The organism is Desulfuromonas sp. TF, from assembly GCF_000472285.1.
Taxonomy (GTDB): Bacteria; Desulfobacterota; Desulfuromonadia; order Desulfuromonadales; family ATBO01; genus ATBO01.
The window spans coordinates 37,275-54,535 of sequence record NZ_KI421421.1 but is presented as its reverse complement, the minus strand read 5'-3'; the positions used below and the strand labels follow the sequence as shown (position 1 = coordinate 54,535).

Annotated in this window: 16 protein-coding genes; all 16 read right to left on the bottom strand. The window is 60.8% G+C overall.

Annotated features, from left to right (window positions below; genetic code table 11):
• Positions 1 to 13: 13 nt before the first annotated feature.
• The 16 genes from DTF_RS0111460 to bcrA all read right to left on the bottom strand — a co-directional run bounded on the left by DTF_RS0111460 (position 14) and on the right by bcrA (position 17,257).
• Positions 14 to 1,969 (bottom strand): hydantoinase/oxoprolinase family protein, encoded by a 1,956-nt coding sequence (locus DTF_RS0111460; protein WP_027715437.1) that lies wholly within the window; start codon positions 1,967 to 1,969, stop codon positions 14 to 16.
• Between the two features lie 28 nt (positions 1,970 to 1,997).
• Complete coding sequence (locus DTF_RS0111455) at positions 1,998 to 3,671, bottom strand: ASKHA domain-containing protein (protein WP_027715436.1); 1,674 nt, start codon at positions 3,669 to 3,671, stop codon at positions 1,998 to 2,000.
• 4 nt (positions 3,672 to 3,675) lie between these two features.
• Positions 3,676 to 4,701, bottom strand: a complete 1,026-nt coding sequence (locus tag DTF_RS0111450) for a uroporphyrinogen decarboxylase family protein (RefSeq protein WP_027715435.1) — start codon at positions 4,699 to 4,701, stop codon at positions 3,676 to 3,678.
• Complete coding sequence (locus DTF_RS0111445) at positions 4,698 to 5,621, bottom strand: GTP-binding protein (protein ID WP_027715434.1); 924 nt, start codon at positions 5,619 to 5,621, stop codon at positions 4,698 to 4,700. Before DTF_RS0111445 ends, DTF_RS0111450 begins: the two co-directional genes overlap by 4 nt.
• A gap of 8 nt (positions 5,622 to 5,629) precedes the next feature.
• Positions 5,630 to 6,694, bottom strand: coding sequence for a uroporphyrinogen decarboxylase family protein (locus DTF_RS0111440; RefSeq protein WP_027715433.1), 1,065 nt, complete (start codon positions 6,692 to 6,694; stop codon positions 5,630 to 5,632).
• 11 nt (positions 6,695 to 6,705) lie between these two features.
• The gene (locus DTF_RS0111435) at positions 6,706 to 7,368 is read right to left on the bottom strand and encodes a corrinoid protein (RefSeq protein ID WP_027715432.1); all 663 of its coding nucleotides are present in this window, start codon (positions 7,366 to 7,368) and stop codon (positions 6,706 to 6,708) included.
• Between the two features lie 326 nt (positions 7,369 to 7,694).
• Positions 7,695 to 8,510 (bottom strand): enoyl-CoA hydratase-related protein, encoded by an 816-nt coding sequence (locus DTF_RS0111430; RefSeq protein WP_226989308.1) that lies wholly within the window; start codon positions 8,508 to 8,510, stop codon positions 7,695 to 7,697.
• 31 nt (positions 8,511 to 8,541) lie between these two features.
• Entirely contained in the window at positions 8,542 to 9,834 is a 1,293-nt protein-coding gene (locus DTF_RS0111425) for a hypothetical protein (protein ID WP_027715430.1), read from the bottom strand.
• 24 nt (positions 9,835 to 9,858) lie between these two features.
• A complete protein-coding gene (locus DTF_RS0111420) occupies positions 9,859 to 10,653 on the bottom strand; it encodes an IclR family transcriptional regulator (RefSeq protein WP_027715429.1) in 795 nt (264 codons plus the stop codon).
• Between the two features lie 98 nt (positions 10,654 to 10,751).
• Positions 10,752 to 10,964: an acetyl-CoA carboxylase biotin carboxyl carrier protein subunit gene (locus DTF_RS0111415; protein ID WP_027715428.1), complete on the bottom strand. Its 213-nt coding sequence runs from the start codon at positions 10,962 to 10,964 to the stop codon at positions 10,752 to 10,754.
• A 197-nt stretch (positions 10,965 to 11,161) separates the two neighbouring features.
• On the bottom strand, positions 11,162 to 12,280 hold the full coding sequence (locus DTF_RS0111410) for a sodium ion-translocating decarboxylase subunit beta (protein WP_027715427.1): 1,119 nt from the start codon (positions 12,278 to 12,280) through the stop codon (positions 11,162 to 11,164).
• Between the two features lie 10 nt (positions 12,281 to 12,290).
• The gene (locus DTF_RS0111405; RefSeq protein ID WP_027715426.1) at positions 12,291 to 12,482 is read right to left on the bottom strand and encodes a hypothetical protein; all 192 of its coding nucleotides are present in this window, start codon (positions 12,480 to 12,482) and stop codon (positions 12,291 to 12,293) included.
• A gap of 151 nt (positions 12,483 to 12,633) precedes the next feature.
• Positions 12,634 to 13,791, bottom strand: a complete 1,158-nt coding sequence (locus DTF_RS0111400; protein ID WP_027715425.1) for an acyl-CoA dehydrogenase family protein — start codon at positions 13,789 to 13,791, stop codon at positions 12,634 to 12,636.
• A 226-nt stretch (positions 13,792 to 14,017) separates the two neighbouring features.
• Positions 14,018 to 14,998, bottom strand: coding sequence for a GNAT family N-acetyltransferase (locus tag DTF_RS26120; protein WP_027715424.1), 981 nt, complete (start codon positions 14,996 to 14,998; stop codon positions 14,018 to 14,020).
• 32 nt (positions 14,999 to 15,030) lie between these two features.
• Positions 15,031 to 15,870 (bottom strand): benzoyl-CoA reductase subunit D, encoded by an 840-nt coding sequence (gene bcrD, locus DTF_RS0111390; protein ID WP_027715423.1) that lies wholly within the window; start codon positions 15,868 to 15,870, stop codon positions 15,031 to 15,033.
• 88 nt (positions 15,871 to 15,958) lie between these two features.
• Positions 15,959 to 17,257: a benzoyl-CoA reductase subunit A gene (bcrA, locus tag DTF_RS0111385; RefSeq protein ID WP_027715422.1), complete on the bottom strand. Its 1,299-nt coding sequence runs from the start codon at positions 17,255 to 17,257 to the stop codon at positions 15,959 to 15,961.
• Positions 17,258 to 17,261: the final 4 nt, after the last annotated feature.

Here is a 17,261-nt window from a genome sequence, read left to right as displayed (position 1 = left end):
GGCACGCTCTCCTTCAGTAGGCCGGAACGCCGCTGGCGGTGGCCGTCAGCTTGATTTCCAGAAACACCCGATCCCCCCAGCCGCTGGCCAGCGGCATCACCGATTCCTCCTTCTCCACGCTGATCTCGATCTGCCTTCCGCCCCTCTCTTCGGTTCGCCTTCTGGCCGTCTGCCGGGAATGTTCCTCGCCGGCAGACACGGCTTCGGCCAGGGTCTCGAATCGGCGCCGCTCATCCGCGGAAATCAGCAGGAAACCTTCCGGTTTGTCGGGGCGGATGGTCACCTCCGCCCGCTCCACGACCCGGCCGGTGATGGCGCCGAAGGCGTTGGCGACCTCGGCGTGTTCGGGGACGATCAATCGTGTCCCCAGTCGGGCGGCAGCTTCGGGCAGAAAATCCTTGGCCGGCGCCCCGACGCCGATTACCGGGCGGTCCAGGCGAACCCCCATGCCGATCCCCGAGCCAGCCGGCAGCCGCAGCAACCTGTCGAGAAAATCAAGATTGCCGGAAGACCAGCAGCGGGCCAGGGGATCATGTTCATGAAGCGCCTTGGCCGTCATCTGCAGGCAAAGGGTCGCGATGATTTCACCCAGCATCCGATCGAGCAACTCTTCACACTCCATGCCCGCGCATTTCGCCAGAAAGTCCGCTCCCAGAGTGGAGGCTTCTTTATCCCAGAGATCGAGAGTCCCCCGGGCATGGAGGATATCCGTCGGGGTAAAGGCGACTTCGGCGAGAATGCCGAGGGCGGCCAGTCGGTCGAGGTCGATGAACGGTCCGATCTCTTCGGCAATCCGGTCGCGGTGCTGAAAGTTTCCGTCGAGGGCCTCGAATAGCGCTCTCTCATGGCGGGACAGGGAGTATCCGGGCCTTTTGACCAGGGTGAAAAAATCGAGAGCCATCGGTTTTTTTGCCCCATGGGGCTCATCGAGTTCCCTGATCCTCCGGAGAAACGGGGGCGAGGCCGTCGCCGCCGCGCAGAGCGGGATCGCTCGCCGCGGTCCGAGGCGTATCAGGCCGTCTCCCTGCACCACGATCCGGCTGTCTCCCCCCAATCCCACGGTCCACATATTCACTGCGCGAACCCGGGTCTTCCAACCGCCGACCACCGCCCCATCCATATCGACAGGGGTCCCGCCGCCTGTAACGACGGCGATATCGGTCGTGGTCCCACCCATGTCGACGACAACGGCATCCCGATGGCCGCTCAATCGGCAGGCCCCGGCAATGCTGGCCGCAGGGCCGGAGAGGACCGTCTCCACCGGCCGATCTTCGGCGGTCGCGGCACTGATCAGCGAGCCGTCCCCCCTGACGACCATGAGGGGGGCATGGATGCTGTTTTCTTCCAGCATCCGCCGCACGGCACAGAGAAGATCGCGAACGACGGGCATAAGCCGCGCATTGAGGGCCGCGGTGACCGCCCGCTCAACCATGCCGACCGACCCCGAGAGTTCATGACCGCACACCACGGGCAGGGAGCACCGCTGAGAGATCATCTCCTTCAGATGGAGTTCGTGCCGGGCATTGTAGATGCTGAAATAGCCGGAAACCGCGAAGGCGTCCACCTTCTCCGCCAACCGGGCGATGGCCTCCCCTGCGGCGTCGGCATCGAGATCCGTGGTAACTCTGCCCCGGCGGTCGTGGGCGCCGGCGATCACGACCGCCTCCTCGGCCGGGATGCCAGCCGGAAGGGAAAAACTGCCGGGGTTGGGGACGGCGGCGATCAAGCCCACCCGGGCCCCTTTCCCCTCGACGATGTTGTTGGTGGCCAGGGTGGTGGAAAGGGACACGAGTCTGACCCGGGAGAAGAGAGACCGCTCGAGGCCCTGAAGCGCATTGCCGATCCCCTGCCTGAGATCCTGCCGGGTGGTGGCGGACTTGGCCTTGGCGAGTATCCGGCCGGACGCCATATCGATGATGACGGCGTCGGTGAAGGTGCCGCCCGTATCGATGCCTATGCCGAGGTCCATGGAGATCGCCCTGATCGGTAGGAGGGGTTCAGAAGCCGAGGCAACGGACGAAGACTCTGTCGAAGTCCGGGAAGTTCGCCAGTTCGATGACCTCGACGTTTTTGACGACCGCGGCCATTTCGTCGCGTAAGCCGCGGTTGAGGAGAAAGGTCTGTCCCCCCGATTTGGACGTATTGCCGACGAAATCGACTTTCCCGGCAAATTCGCGCGGGAGGAGTCCGAGACTGAGGAGGCTTTTTTCCTGCAAGTGGTAACCGAAGGCTCCGGCGATCAGGACCTTGTCCACCTCGCCGGCCCCGATGCCGGAATCCTGAAGCAGGAATTCGATGCCGGCGCGAATCGCCCCCTTGGCCAGCTGCACCTGGCGGATATCCTTCTGCGAAAGGAACAGATCCTCCGTCACCCCAAAGGCCGTCTTTCCTTCGTGCTTGACCAGCCTTTCTTTCAGGAGGGACGGCAGAACCGATTTTTCGGCATCGACGAACCGGCCGTTGCCGCCGATCACGCCGTGATCGACAAGTTCTCCGACGATATCGAGCAGACCGCTGCCGCAGATACCTGCCGCCGGAGCGCCGCCGATGGTTTTGACCGATATTGCCCCGTCTTCGGCGATATCGAAAAATTCCACCGCACCACGGCTGGCCCGCATGCCGCAGGAGATGTTCATCCCTTCGAAGGCGGGGCCGGCGGCGGTAGAGGTCGCCCGGAGGCGACCGCTTCGGCCCAGGACCATTTCGCCGTTGGTGCCGATGTCGACCAGCAGGGTGGTGCCGTTATGACGGTGAAGTGCCGTGGCCAGGATGCCGGAGGTGATGTCCGCACCGACGTACCCGGAGATGACAGGCGGCAGATAGACGAGTCCGGAGCCTGCGATCGCCAGGCCGTGCAGGGCCGCGGAGAAGTGATTGCCCCCGGACAGGGCGGATGTATAGGGATATCTGCCCAGCGAGACGGGGTTCCGGCCGGTGGCCAGGTGCAGCATGCAGGTGTTGCCGCTCAGCACCACCTCGTAGATGGAACCGGCGGCGATGCCCGACTCTCCGACAAGCTCGCCGGTCAGCCGGTTGATCTCCCCGATCAGTTCCCCATGCAGGGTGTTCAGCCCGGCCGCTTCGGAAGCAAAGCGGATTCGGGAAAGGACATCCTGCGCATACCGGCTCTGAGGGTTGAGGGCTGAGGCCGCAGCGATCTCCCGCCCCGTGGAGAGATCGACCAGAGAAGCCACCAGGGTCGTGGTGCCGATATCGACCACGATGCCGAAGTTTGTACTCCGGGTGTCTCCCGGCTCTTTGGCCAGAAGCCGACCCAAAGCGAAAACGCCCGTTACATCTTCCGCTTCCGAATAGGTCTTGCTGATGCACGGATCCAGGTCGAGGACGCCCCTTTCGCCATGACTCAGAACCTGAAGGGTGTCGGTCTGCTCGGCGGCAGGGAGCTCCACGACGATGTCCCCCCGAATTTCGGCCTGGCAGGAGAGGACCTTTGCCGCTTTCAAATCTTCCGGCAGGTGAGACCGGCTCCCCTTCAAGGAGATATTCTTCAGGGACTCGAAATCCAGCCGCACGGTGCATTTAAAACAGGTGCCCACACAGTTGCAGGGAGATTCGAGCATGACTCCCGCCAGGCGGGCCGCTTGAAGGATGGTGGTGCCCTGGGCGACTTCGATCGACCGGAGGTCGGGGAAGAAATGGACGACGGCCATGACTCTACGCCATCGTCCGGTAACGGCAGGCCGTCTCGGAGACGGCCAGGATGTTGTTGATCGGTGTCCTGGGGCTGATGCCGCAGGCCGGGGCCAGGATGTCGACCCCTTGGCTCAGGCACTGCTCACTGACCCTGGCCAGCTTCTCGGGGTCGCCCAGCTCAAGGAGATAAGTGCTGATGTTCCCCATGGTCACCTTTCCGGAGGCCAGGGCTTTTAACAGGGGAATGCCCACGACCGCATCGACGCTGACCGACTCGGCGGTCAGTTGCTCCAAAACGGTTCCCAGACTCTTCACGTCCCCGCAGATATGGACGATGGACGGCTTTCCATGACGCTGCCGGAAATGTTCCGTCATCTCGTTGAGGTAGGGAAGGACGAATTCCTCGAAGGCCCTGCGCCCGATCAATTCTCCGGTGGCGCTCGGGTCGGCGATGCAGATCACGTCCGCACCGGCTTCAACCAGGGCATCCCCGAAGGCCAGAGCGTTTTTCATCGAAAGCCTGTTCAACCTGTGGGCGGCCTCCTTGCCCCGGTGCAGTGCTCGGTAATACAGGAGAGGGTCGACCAGGGATGTGGCCAGGCTGACCGGCCCGCTGAGGTTGGCGATGATCGGCACCTCGGGTGCCTGCTCCTTGAGAATGCGGACGGCATCGGTGCAGACCCTGGCTCGCCCTTTGGTCACGTCGATCGAAGTCAGTCGGTCGATATCCGCCAGGCTTTCCATGGCATAGGCGGTCACGTGAGGCTCGCTCTCCCTGCTGCCGAGCCCCACCTCGGCTCCCATGGCTTCGGCTTCCACCGTCATGCAGAAGGGAAGGCCGAGGTTTTCGATGCCGGTCAAACGGTTGGCCCCGAGGGTGAGTTCGGCCATTTTTCTAGCATCGGCATGGGCCTGGGGCCAGAAACACTCCACGGCGTCCATGACCTCGGTCACGATCATGGTCATCATCCCTCCCGGGCAGATGAAGGGAGGGCGGTCGACCGCTTTTCCGGCTAGTGCCTTCAGCAGGCGTTCTTTCTCGGTCATGCCGTTCCCCCGTTCGAGCCGAAAAATTCTCGCACCCGGTTGCCGTCCAGATCGCAGCCGATCAGGGTGAGCCGCGACTGAACCTCGTCGTGAAGAGGGGTCACGGTCAGGGTCCGGCCGACGATCTGAAGATTGATCCAACCCCCGCCCGGCAGCGGCAGAAATCCTTTGCCGCGAAAGACCCGACCGAATCTCCCTTCGGAGAGCGCGGAGGTGAGGTTATTCAGTTGCTGCTCGGAAAGGGGCATCCCGGGAACCACGCTGACGCACTCCATCGTCGGTCCGGTCCGGCCGAAAGAGCGGAGTTCCCGATCCCTGCCCGAAGGGAGGGGCTCTTCCATCCGGCAAAAAGCGGTCTGTACCTCCAGGGCGGCCGGGTTCAGCTCGAAAAGGCGTTTGGTCACCTGCTCAAGTTCCGCCGGAGAAACGATGTCGGCCTTGTTGACGACGACCAGATCGGCGTTGATCACCTGGTCGAGAAAGAAAGTGCCGAAGGCCTCCGGGTCGGAAAAATCGAGAAAGGTCGAGGCATCGAGGATGGTGACGACGGCATCGAGGCGGATGACCCCCGCCAGGGTTTCGTCCGCCAGCACCTTGAGAACTTCCGAGACCTCGGCAATGCCGCTCGGCTCGATGAGCAGCCGGTCCGGGCGAATTTCTTCCCTGATCGTCCTGATGCTCTCCTGAAGCCCGTCCTTCCGGCTGCAGCAGATGCAGCCGCCGGGCAGTTCTACAACATCGATCCCCTCGGCGCAGCGGATCAGCGATCCGTCGATGCCGAGGGTGCCGAACTCGTTGACCAGGACCGCGGTTCTGCCCCGGGCGCTCTTGAGCTGTTCGAGGATGAAGGTCGTCTTGCCCGCTCCGAGAAAACCGCAGACCAGGAGGGTATTCAGAGGTGGTGATGCGGTTTCGGTCATCGGAGGAATCATCCCTGCTGATCGAACCGTCCGTATCGGCGGGCGGCGTTGATCAGGGCATCGACGTTCTCCGGGGGAGTGTTGATCGGCACCTCGCAGCCCGAGCCGAGGATAAAGCCCCGGGGACTTCCCATGGCCTTCTCGCAGATCAGCTTCGCCTCGGCATCGATCTGCTCCGGGGTGTTTTTCAGCAGATTGGCCGGGACCAGGTTGCCGACGAGGGTCACCCGGTCTCCGGCGAAGGCCTTCGCTTCGGCCATGTCGACGCCGTCCAGGCTCCAGATATCCCAGTCTGCATCGCGCATCGGCCCCCAGTTCGGCTTGGTCTTGCCGCAGATGTGCAGAACCGCCGGAAGCCCACCGCCGCTGGCATGGATGTGGTCGGCCAGCCGTTTCAGATAGGGGGCGACGAATTCCTTGAACATCCGCGGACCCACCAGGCTCCCCGAACCGATGGGCTCGACCACGATGGGAAGAGAGTTCCTCTTCAGGATCTCGTCGATAAATTTCAGCCCTGCCTGACAGCAGAGCTCCAGCAGTTCATGCACCCATTCCTTGTTCTTGTAGAGGTCCTTGACGAAGACGTCGGCGCCGCGCAGGGCCGCGGCGGTGGTGAAGGGTCCGGCAAAAACGGTGCTGACGCAGACCTCCTTGCCGACCTCCGCCACTGCGTACTCGGTCGCCTGCAGGTAGATCGTAAGCCGACCGTCCCGGCTGAAATCGGGGATGTGCACCCGCTTGAGGTCATCGAGTTGCTGAAGCAGCGGCTCGGCGAGCTGCGGGGCGTCTTCCTCGATGAAGTTCATTTTCTGCCCCATCGCCTCGGCAAGGGTGGAGGTGGTGGACAAAAAGGTGATCAGGTCGTTTCCGTAACGGCGATAGGCGGCAACGTGGGCCTGGCCGAACAGCTCGGCGTTCTGAATGCACTGGGCCACCGGGACATCGATGGCCCGGGCCGCATGATTGAGGATCAGGGGGAAACAGGCAATCCGCTGTGGTTTGACTCCTTGCAGATAGCACAATACCCGCTCCAGGGAGGTCTGAGTGTCCTCGGGAACTTGCGTTTTAATCATCGAGCTTCTCCTCAAGCGGCCTTGGAACCGACGCAAAGCTGTTTGGCGACCCGCACGGCATTGGCGGCGTTGTCGGCATAACCGTCCGCCCCGATCCGATCGGCAAAGGCCTGTGAAATCGGCCCGCCTCCGACCAGCACCTTGAACCTATCCCGGATGCCCTCTTCCTTGAGCATTTCGACAACCGTGGACATCCCGTCCATGGTTGTCGTCATCAGGGTCGAAAGACAGATCATCTGCGCACCAACCTCCTTGGCCTTCTCGACAAAATCGGCAAGGGGGACGTTCCGACCGAGGTCATGAATCTCGAACCCGGCGACGTCCAGCATGATCTTGACCAGATTTTTGCCGATATCGTGTGTGTCCCCTTCGACGACACCTATCACGCATCCGATCTTTTCCTCGTCTTTCTGGAGCTTGATGTGCGGCTTGAGAATGTCCAGAGCGGCATACAGGGCGTCGGAACAGATGAGCAGCTCGGGAACGAAATATTCTTCCTCGTCATAGAGATTACCTGCTTTGTTCATACCTACGACCAGGCCGTTGGTGATGGCGTCAAAGGCATCCAATCCGGCATCTATCGCCTCCCGAGCCGCAGAGACGGCAAGGTCCTCGTCTAAATTGAGAACACCGTCCGCCAAGTCCTGCAGAATATCTTCCCTGTCTCTCGCCATTTACGAACTTCTCCTCAAGATAAATAAAAGCAAATTGTCAGGATAAAAAGACTGATCCATGATAGATAGGTGGAGCCGATGAGTCAAATTTGAAATTCCGATAAATTGCAAGGAACGGATTGATGATTCCAATCGGGTGTATTTACCCGGGAAGCTCAATCCTTTTGACCTGGGAAGCGGCCTGAGCTAAGCTCCTCCGTTTTGCCAGATACATCAAAATGTGGGGGGCAAGCACATGAAAAGGGGCGAATTTCTCTGGAGAAAATGATCGGAGAGGGAGGGGCGAACAGCACGCGCCCGTTAGGTGAGGCGTCGATTTTCTGCTCTTAATCCTTTTTTCCAGCATTCATCTGGTTGAGAAAGGCATCAAGAGCCTCGGCATGCTCCCTAGTTTCGTGGGCCAGGGCCTGGAAGGAGGCGGTCAGGTCGAGGAGGTCGGGCACATCCATGCGCTGGGCGGCCTTCATCAGCCTCTTGGTCAGGCGCAGAGCCTGGGGGGGCTTGGCGGCGATCTGCAGGGCGAAGCTACGGACCCGGTGGAGCAGTTCCCCGGGGGCGACCACGTCGAGGAAGATGCCGAGTTCGAGCGCCTCGTCAGCGCGCAATAACCGACCGGTGAAAGCGAGTTCGCAGGCCCGTTGGTATCCGACGGTGCGCTGCAGAAACCAGGCGCCTCCCGCCCCGGGGACGATGCCGAGGTTGAGGAAGGTTTCGCCAAGCATGGCGCTGGTCGAGCCGAAGCGCACATCGCACAAGCAGGCCAGGTTGAACCCGGCCCCGATCGCCGGACCGTTGACGGCGGCGATGATCGGCAGTTCGGCGCGATGAAGCGCGAGGGCCATGCTCTGGATGCCGCGGCGGTATTTGTCCTGCACCTCCACCGCCGACCCTTCGAAGATACCCGTACGTTCCTTCATCTCCTTGATGTTCCCGCCAGACGAAAAGGCTTTCCCCTCTCCGGTGAGGATCAAGACCGAAATGTCGGCACTGCTGTTCGCCCACTCGACGGCGGCCACGATGTCCTCCACCAGGGCCGTGCCGGTGAGAGCGTTGCGCACGTCATCCCGGCAGAAGGTGAGCAGGCCGACGCGGTCGTTGAGTTTCAGGGTGGAGTCGATCAGCTTGGGGAAAGATATATCCATACCTAAATTCATAATGGAAAAATCGTCGAAATCAAGCGAAGCGGCCGAATAGTGCGAGCCATCCGCAGCAGGCCAGGTAGCCCCCGGCGACCGGCAGCGCGTTCCAGCGCCAGACCCGGCCGATGGGGAAGCTGTAGCGCCCGGCGAGCAGCAGATGAATGCCCGAGATAGGGCTGATGAGAACCCCCAGTCCCCACCCCATGAGCAAACTCATGGCCAGGAGGTCGGGACGGATTGGCAAGGGATTGAGCATGGCTGCGACAGCCGTCGCCCCGGCCACGGGGTGGATGCCGGTGCTGGCAAGCAGGATGATAAAGGCTAATCCGAGAGCCACGGCAGTCACCTCGGAAGCGCCGGCGGGCAAGGGGATCAGCCCCTTGCGGATCATGGCCGAGCAGCCTGCGCCGGTCATGCCGGCGGCAAGAAAGAGAACCAGCTCGGGACCCATGCGCGTAAGGTCCTGTTGCACGTACCCGATGAGGCGCGACGGAATCCGATGAGGGCTGCGGGCGAGCAGACCATAAAGGGGGGCGGCTAAGGTGACAAAAGTCACCACGGGAACGACTGGGGAAAGGGTATGGGCGGTGAAGACGCTTGCGGCCAGAAACACCGGTCCGATGAGGGTGGCGGGAGTGAAAGGATACCCCGTAAATCCCTCCCCCAGACAGGAGGCCGACCGGGTCATGAACCAGGCGACGGCGGCCAGCATCAGCTGACTGAGGGGGAGTCCCCAGAGCACCAGGGTGTTGACATGAGCCCCCGGCACGAGGGTGAGTGCGACTCCCATGGCGACGAAAAACGGGGACCACAGGGCGGCCAAAGCGAAGCCCCGCGCCAGCGTCAGAGACTGCAGGGGGGAGAGGGGACGAATCGCCCCGGACGCCATCTGGTCACCGAACAGGACGATAGCCGATACGTTGGTCACCGATCCGAACCAGTGCACACCAAACAGGGTCTGCCAGACGCCGCGGCCGTTTTTAAGGGGCGGAACGGCCCCGGGAGAAACAGCGGCTAGCCGCAGGAACCCGACCGCCGCCAGCATGGCGATCATCCCCTGGTTCTGGGCCAGGGCCTCGAGCCATATCCCGTAATCGGCCCCCGCGGCCAGTAGCGCCAATGATCCGGCACACGCCAGAATGACGCTCTGGCGCAGAAGCCTCGGCGCCACCCGCCGCCAGAGCAGCAGAGCCGCCATCCATTGGAGGCAACCTGCGACCAGGGGGGGAAAGCCAAAAAAACCGGTTCCCAGGGCGGCCACGATGGAGGCGAAGAGCAGCCATCCGGCCAGGACCTCGGCTGTCTCTCGTAAGCGTCCCTTTGACACTTCTTTCCCGCTTATCACCGATTTTTATATGTGACTGAGAGCCGTTCTGACATTCCCGACCAGATTGAGCAGCCTCGGCCCGATATCCTCCTCCATGACCTGCTGCCGCAGCTGGAAGGAAGCGCCGCTGCAACTGAAGACCATGACTTCCGCCCCGTCTTCGGGAACCAGTGGCACGGCGATGGCGTGAACCTCTTTGCGCCAGTCTCCCAGGGAGAGGCAATACCCCTTTTCGTGGTATTCGGCAACTGCCCGATCGATCCCCTCCTTGACCTGGGGCCAGTTCTGCACGTCGCTCTCACGGATCTGCTCCATTAACGCCGCTCTCTCCTCCTCGGGAATGGCGGCCAGGTAGGCCCTGCCCATGGAAGAGGTCGCAATCGAAATCTGGGAGCCGACGTCCAGCTGTACCGAATAGGTCGAGGCGTTACGATAGGTATCTATGTAAACCATGCTCAACCGGTCCCGGACGCCGAAGTTGACGGCAGCCTGGGTATGTTCGGCCAGGGCCTGCATCAATGGGCGGGCGATGCGGCGAACATCCATCTGCCCCAGCAGGGAATAGCTGAGACTGAGAACGGCCGTCCCCAGACGATATTTATTGAGACTCGGCGAATAGTGCAAGTATCCCATTTCAGTGAGGGTATAGGTCAGTCTGGATACGGTCGACTTCGGCAGGCCGGTTCGTTCGGCAAGCTGATTGTTGCCGAGGAAACGATCGCCGGCATGGAAGCAGCTCAACATCTCAAGCCCTCGTGCCAGGGCAGTGACGAGACTTGCGTTCTTCTGCTGAAGATCCATGTTGTTTTCAGAATTCATGACTGTCCTGGCGAGGGTGAATGGTTATCCCGTGATAATGGCGGGGCGGAAGCATCTGGTGCAGCGGAATAATGGGTCACGCATGTCGCTACCGGGTATCAGCCAATGATGGCGAGGACATCTCCTTCATTGACCGCGTCGCCTTCCTTGACCCGCAGTTCGGTGATGGTGCCGCTGTCGTCGCTGAAGATGGGGGTTTCCATCTTCAGGGCCTCGAGGATGATCACTTCATCGTCCATCTCGACCTTGTCGCCGACGGCCACATGGATTTTCCAGACGTTTCCTGCGATCGGTGAAATCAGCTCTGCCATGGCGCATCTCCTGTTTGAAAGAATCGATTGAAAGAAATTATCATATGAATGAAGTTTTGCATTGCGAAAATTCTTTTCCACCGCCCGTTCGCTTTCGCTCACTCAAGGCGCAAAGCTCGCATAGAAAAAACCGCAATCGAATAGAGCTTTTCTTTGCGTCCTCTGCGCCTTTGCGGTGAATGACTTTGCTTCGAATTTCACCCCAGGTTCTTCAGCAGGATGGCCGCGGCCACCACGGTGCCGATGACGCCGGCGACGTTGGGGCCCATGGCGTGCATGAGTAGGTAGTTGCGCCGGTTGGCCTCGGAGCCGACCTTGTGCACGCAGCGCGCCGCCATCGGCACGGCGGAGACGCCGGCGGCGCCGATGAGCGGGTTGATCTTCTCCTTGAGGAACAGGTTCATGATCCGGGCCATGAGCAGCCCCGAGGCGGTGCTGACGACGAAGGCGAACAGCCCCAGGAAGAAGATGAACAGCACCTTGGGATCGAGGAAGGTCGAGGCGGTCATCGTGGCCCCCACGGAGAGCCCGAGGAAGATGGTGACGATGTTCATCAGCTCGTTGGAGGAGGCCTTGGTGAGGCGCTCGACCACGCCCGACTCCTTGAACAGGTTGCCCAGCATGAGCATGGAGATCAGCGGCGCCGCGGGCGGCACCACCAGCATGATGGTCATGGCGGTGATGATGGGGAAGCAGATCTTCTGCAGCCTGCTGACCGGACGCATCTTGCCCATGACGATCTTGCGCTCATCGCCGGTGGTGAGCAGCTTCATCATCGGCGGCTGAATGATCGGGACCAGGGCCATGTAGGCGTACGCCGAGACCGCCGTGGCGCCGAGCAGCTGCGGAGCGAGCTTGGACGTCAGATAGATGGTGGTGGGGCCGTCGGCTCCGCCGATGATGGCGATGGAGCCGGCCTCCTTCAGGTCGAAGCCGAAGAGGATGGCGGCGAAGAAAGTGACGTAGAGGCCGACCTGGGCACCGGCGCCGAGCAGCAGCGTCTTGGGGTTGGCGATCAGGGGGCCGAAGTCGATCATCGCCCCGAGCCCCAGGAAGATCAGCGGCGGGATGATGTCGAGTTCGATGCCGTAGCGGTAGAAGAACCAGATCAGCCCGTGTTCGGGCTCCATCAGGAAGGTGAGCGGCAGGTTGACCACCAGGATCCCGAAGGCGATCGGCAAAAGCAGCAGCGGTTCGTACTGCTTTTTGATGGCCAGATAGAGCAGAACGAAGGCGACCAGCCACATGACCAGGTTCCCTCCGGTCAGACTGAGCAGGCCGCTTGAAAAAATAAGGTCGTTGAGTATGTCGAACATGGGGGCTCCCTCAGGGCTTTTCTTTGGCTAGCGCGGCTTGCGACTTCGGTTCCGGCTGCTCATCCTTGTTCCAGTTTTTTTCGATCAGGTCGATGATCTTGGTGCTGAGCTGGGTCAGGAGCATCAGCAGGAACATGACCGTGAAGACGCCGATCACGCCGCTGCCGAAAACTTCAAAAACCTTGGACCAGTCGATGGCCATTTCCTCTACTCCTATGCGTTGACAAGTTCGTCATGAAAACCATGCAAACAGGGATGAAGGGGATAAAAGGGATAAAGCTTAAATCTCGAGCACTTGGTTCTTACTATCCCCTTCATCCCCTTTATCCCTGTAAAATTACCCTTGCGAGACCTCAGCGGTTGGGCACGTCCCCGAGGCTGAAGCCGGCGATGATGGTCTTCTGGATGTTGCTGGTCCCTTCGACGACCCGCAGGGAGTGGGCATCGCGCAGGAAGCGCTCGGCCGGATACTCGGTGCTGTAGCCGTAGCTGCCGAAGATCTTCATCGTTTCGCTGGCGGCGTGCACGGCGGCCTCGGAGGCGAAGAGCTTGGCCATCGAGGTCTGGTGCTGGTTGGGCAGCCCCTGATCCTTGAGCCAGGCGGCCCGGTAGACGAGAAGCTGGGCCGCCTCGTGCTCGGCGACCATCTCGGCGATCTGGGCCTGAACCATCTGGAAGGAGCCGATCTTCTTGCCGAACTGGGTCCGCTCGTTGGCGTAGCCGATGGCGGCCTCAATGGCGCCGCCGGCGATGCCGAGGGCCCCGGCCGAGCAGCTGATGCGGGTGTTGTTGAGCTGCCACATGCAGATCTGGAAACCCTGGCCGATCTCGCCCAAAACCGAATCCTTGGGGATCCGGGCATGGTTGAAGGCGATCTCCCCCGTGGGGGCGCAGTGCAGTCCGAGCTTGGTATGGATCGGGGCGGTGGCGATCCCCTCGTTGTCCTTGAGGTTGACGATGAAGCAGGTCATCCCCTTGTACTTCTGGCTCTTGTCCGTATAGGCGTAGACCAGCCCCCAGTCGCCGACATGGGCATTGGAGATCCACATCTTCTGGCCGTTGAGTTCCCAGTGGTCGCCGCAATCGGTCGCCGTGGTCCTCATGCCGGCCACGTCGGAGCCGGAGTTGGGCTCGGTGATGGCGAAGAAGCCGAAGGAGTCGGCGCTGATCCAGTCGGGAATGAAGCGGCGCTTCTGCTCCTCGGTGCCGAACTTGTTGACCGTGCAGGCGGGCCCGATGTTCTGCATGTTGAAGGGCAGACGCCAGGAGCCGCTGACCTTGGCGATCTGCTCGGCCAGAAGGACCGACTCGAGGAAACCGAAGCCGTTGCCGCCGTACTCCTCGGGCAGGGCGCAGCCGAAAAAGCCCAGATCGGCCATCTTCTTGACCCGCTCGGGGCGGTAATTATGATTGGCCTCATCCTCCTTGAGGGTGGGGAGGATTTCCTTCTGGGCGAAATCCTTGGCCATTTCCTGCATCATCTTCTGTTCGTCGGTCAGTCCGAATTGCATCTGCAGCCTCCAATGCGCTCTGTTTTTTATATAGTATTTTGCGCTTTCAAACACTGTTTTTTTTGCAGCGGAGTCAAGCTCGGCATCCCACTGCCCAGCCGCTCTCGGGAGTAAATAAGTACCACAATACCATTTTTCTGTCAAGGTAAAATTCACCGGAGGCTGTTTGTTCTCCCGAGCCTGAAGGACGATACCCCACCAAAAAATTCAGAAGATATCTGGGAAATCAATCGATGTTTTTGCTTAGAACAAGCCGTTGTGACGGTCCGAACCCGCACGCCAGCAGAAACCGTTGAAGGACGAAATCCTCCCACCGGACCAATGTACTCACGGTTTCGACTTGAAGTGTCGCGAGGTTGACCAACAGTTGGGACAGAAGGGCATGTCCGATGCCGGTCCCCCAGTAAGCGGGATGGACGCCTATCGCGTCGATCACCGCAGCTTTTTCGACCTTGCCGAATTCACCGAAATCGACCCGCGCCATGATGAACCCGGAGACCATTCCGTCATCCTCGGCTACCAGCGATACGCGGATTCCTGATTCAGTCAGCATTTCCTGGAACTTGGCGCCGTAATACGCCGAACGGTCAAAGCCGATGAGTTTTTCATCGATGCGGACAACGGCCGAAAGGTCGTTCTCCTTGAGGGAGCGGATCACCATGCGGTCCCTGCTCAGACTCTCATAATCGTTTCCCGTCCCTCGGTGGACCCGCCACATGCCGTCCATTTTCACTGATTTCACTTCAGCTATCTTCTCTCTCAGCGGTGAAGTGTCGCGCTCGATAATCTGAATGGGCGCCAGCTTCAAGCCGGCGGAAGAAAAGAAACCGGTCACCCTCTGATTACTCCAGACGGCCTGAGTTCTCAGGGTATGAATGTTCTTCCTTTTCATCCGCTGTTCAATTCCGGACAGGATGGCCTTGCCGATCCCCCTTCCCTGTGCGTCAGGATCCACCCCGACGGTATCAAGAACCGCGACCGCGGAGGGATTGCCGAAGTCTCCTTCATAGAGCCGGGCGATGCCGTATCCCATCAGTTTTTCGCCTTCCACCGCCGCACACGCAATGAAGTACTCCGGCGTTCCCGTGGCCATGGCGAGGCGTTTTTCCAGAAAGACTTTTCTCGGACGGCCGGTTATCCGGCTTTCAATTTCGGCAACCCGGTCAAAATCATCGGGACGGAGTGATCGAATCGTAATCTCTGGCATTGCTTTTTCTCCGTTCTGGTCGGGCGAGAGGGTTAAGACGCTTTCGGCAGCAGGCCGCGCTCCTTCAACTTCTCATACCGGAAGCCTCCCCACAGGGCCGCGCCGATGGCGCCGGCGAACAGAGAATCCGGGTGGGAGGCAATGGTAGCCGCCATTTTGTGCTTGGCCAGACTGTCCTGCATGGCTTTGACCAGGCCGGTGTCGAGCGCCAGTCCTCCGGTCATCATCACCACCCCTTGGGCGCCGATGGCCTTGAGCAGCTTGGCAAGGCGGTCGGCCATCGATTCGTGGATGCCGCGCAGGATGTCGCTGGGCGGTATCGAACGCGAGACCATGTTGATGACGTCGGTTTCGGCCAGGACGGCGCAAATGCTGCTGACCGGCTCGGGGTTGGTCGATTGCTGCGAGAGCTCACCGATCTCATCCTGAGAGATCCCCAGATAGCGGGCGATGTTCTCGAGGAATTGTCCGGAGCCCGAGGCGCACTGGCTGGTCATGCGGTAGTTGAGCACCTTGCCTCTCTCGTCCATGTTGATGGCTCGGCCGTTCAGAGCGCCGATGTCGAGCACGGCCCGGGCCTCGGGGTTGAGGTAGAGTGCGCCGCGGGCGTGGGTGGTCATGGAGTAGAAGTGCCCGGTAGCGCTCTTGACGTTCTCGCCCTCGCCGGTGGTGGCGATGTAGTGGATGTCGCCGCGCTTGAGTCCGGCCTGCCTTGTGACCTCGTCAATGGATTCTTCGACGAGCTGATAGGCGTCGCGCTGACGGATGCGGGCATCGTAGCGGGCCAGCCATTCGCTGTTCCCCTCTTCTTCTCGAAAGAGTGCGGTCTTGATGACGCCGCTGCCGACGTCGATGCCGATGGATAGGGTCATGAACTTTCTCCTTTTAGCCTGCAAGGTGCTAGTCAAAGCCTGGGATTGAACATCTTTCCACATCGCCTTCGGTGGCTGTGCTCAGGCGTTAAACCGCCCGGTACGCGAAAGCTGCTCCACCGAGGGCGCCGGTGTAGATCGATTCGTCGCTGATGTTGATGGTGAGCTCGCCGTAGTTCTCCCGGATCAGCTTACGAAGCTCATTGACAGCGGATTCGTTTTTTGCTACCCCGCCGGTGAAAGTGAACTGATCGGTAACCCCGCCGCTGCGGGAGAGGATCGACATGGCGCGCAGCATGATTGCGCGGTGCAGCCCGGCCAGAATATCGGCGCGGTTCTCGCCCAGCGCGAGCCGGTCGCGCAGCTCGGCGCCGGCGAACACGGTGCATGTGGAGTTGATGCGAGTAGTCTTGGTGGCCTTCATGGCTATGGGGCCGAGCTCGTGCAGGCCGATTTTCATCTCGTCGGCGATGTAGCCGAGATAGCGGCCGCAACCGGCGGCGCAGCGGTCATTCATCTGAAAGTTGACGACGATGCCGTTTTCGTCGACCTGAATGCCCTTGGTATCCTGGCCGCCGATGTCGAGCACGGTACGGGTGCCCGGGAACATCATATGGGCCCCTAACCCGTGGCAGAGGATCTCGGAGCGGATGTGTTCCTTGGGAAACGGCAGTCGCACCCGGCCGTAGCCGGTGCCGACGACGTAGGTTTCCTCGAGTTCGAGATCGATCACTTTTTTGAGTGCCGCCTGGGCGTCGGCTTCGCTGACCTCGACACCCTCAAGCTCCTTGAGCGCGCGAGAGAGCCCGTTCATAAGTTGGCGGGAGACGACCTCGTCGGAGTGCACCAGGCTCTCGACGTCGATGATCGACTTGTCGTAGATGTTGAGCAGGGACTCGAAGCTGATCCCGGACTCACGCCCGATGCGCTCGGCGATGTCCATGAAGCGCGAGCCGGCGATGTCGCGAAAGAAGTCCGACTTGCGGTCGGCCTCGGGGGCGTAGATCGCGGGCGCTTCGGTTTCGATCTGCCGGAATACCGCGCCAAGGGCTTCTCTGAGGGCGCTTTTCATGTCCTTGAAGCGCGGATGGTCAAGGTAGTTCTCGCAGGTCTGCTCGAGCTGGTTGAGTTCGGAGAGAAACTGCTCAAGGCGAAAGTTGCGCTCGAGGTCTTCGAGCAGGATCTCGGCGCCGCCGCCGGAGCCGAGCGCATTCTTGAAAAGCGTGAAGCGGGCGCCGATCTTGGCTTCCTGCTTACACACCGCCGCGGCCACGTCATAATTGGAGCGGGAGTTGGTGATACCCCGGCCGAGGACGGCTTGATTCTCATCCATGAGAACCGCCTTGGTGGTGGTTGATCCCAGGTCTATTCCGATAAATGTACGCATGAGG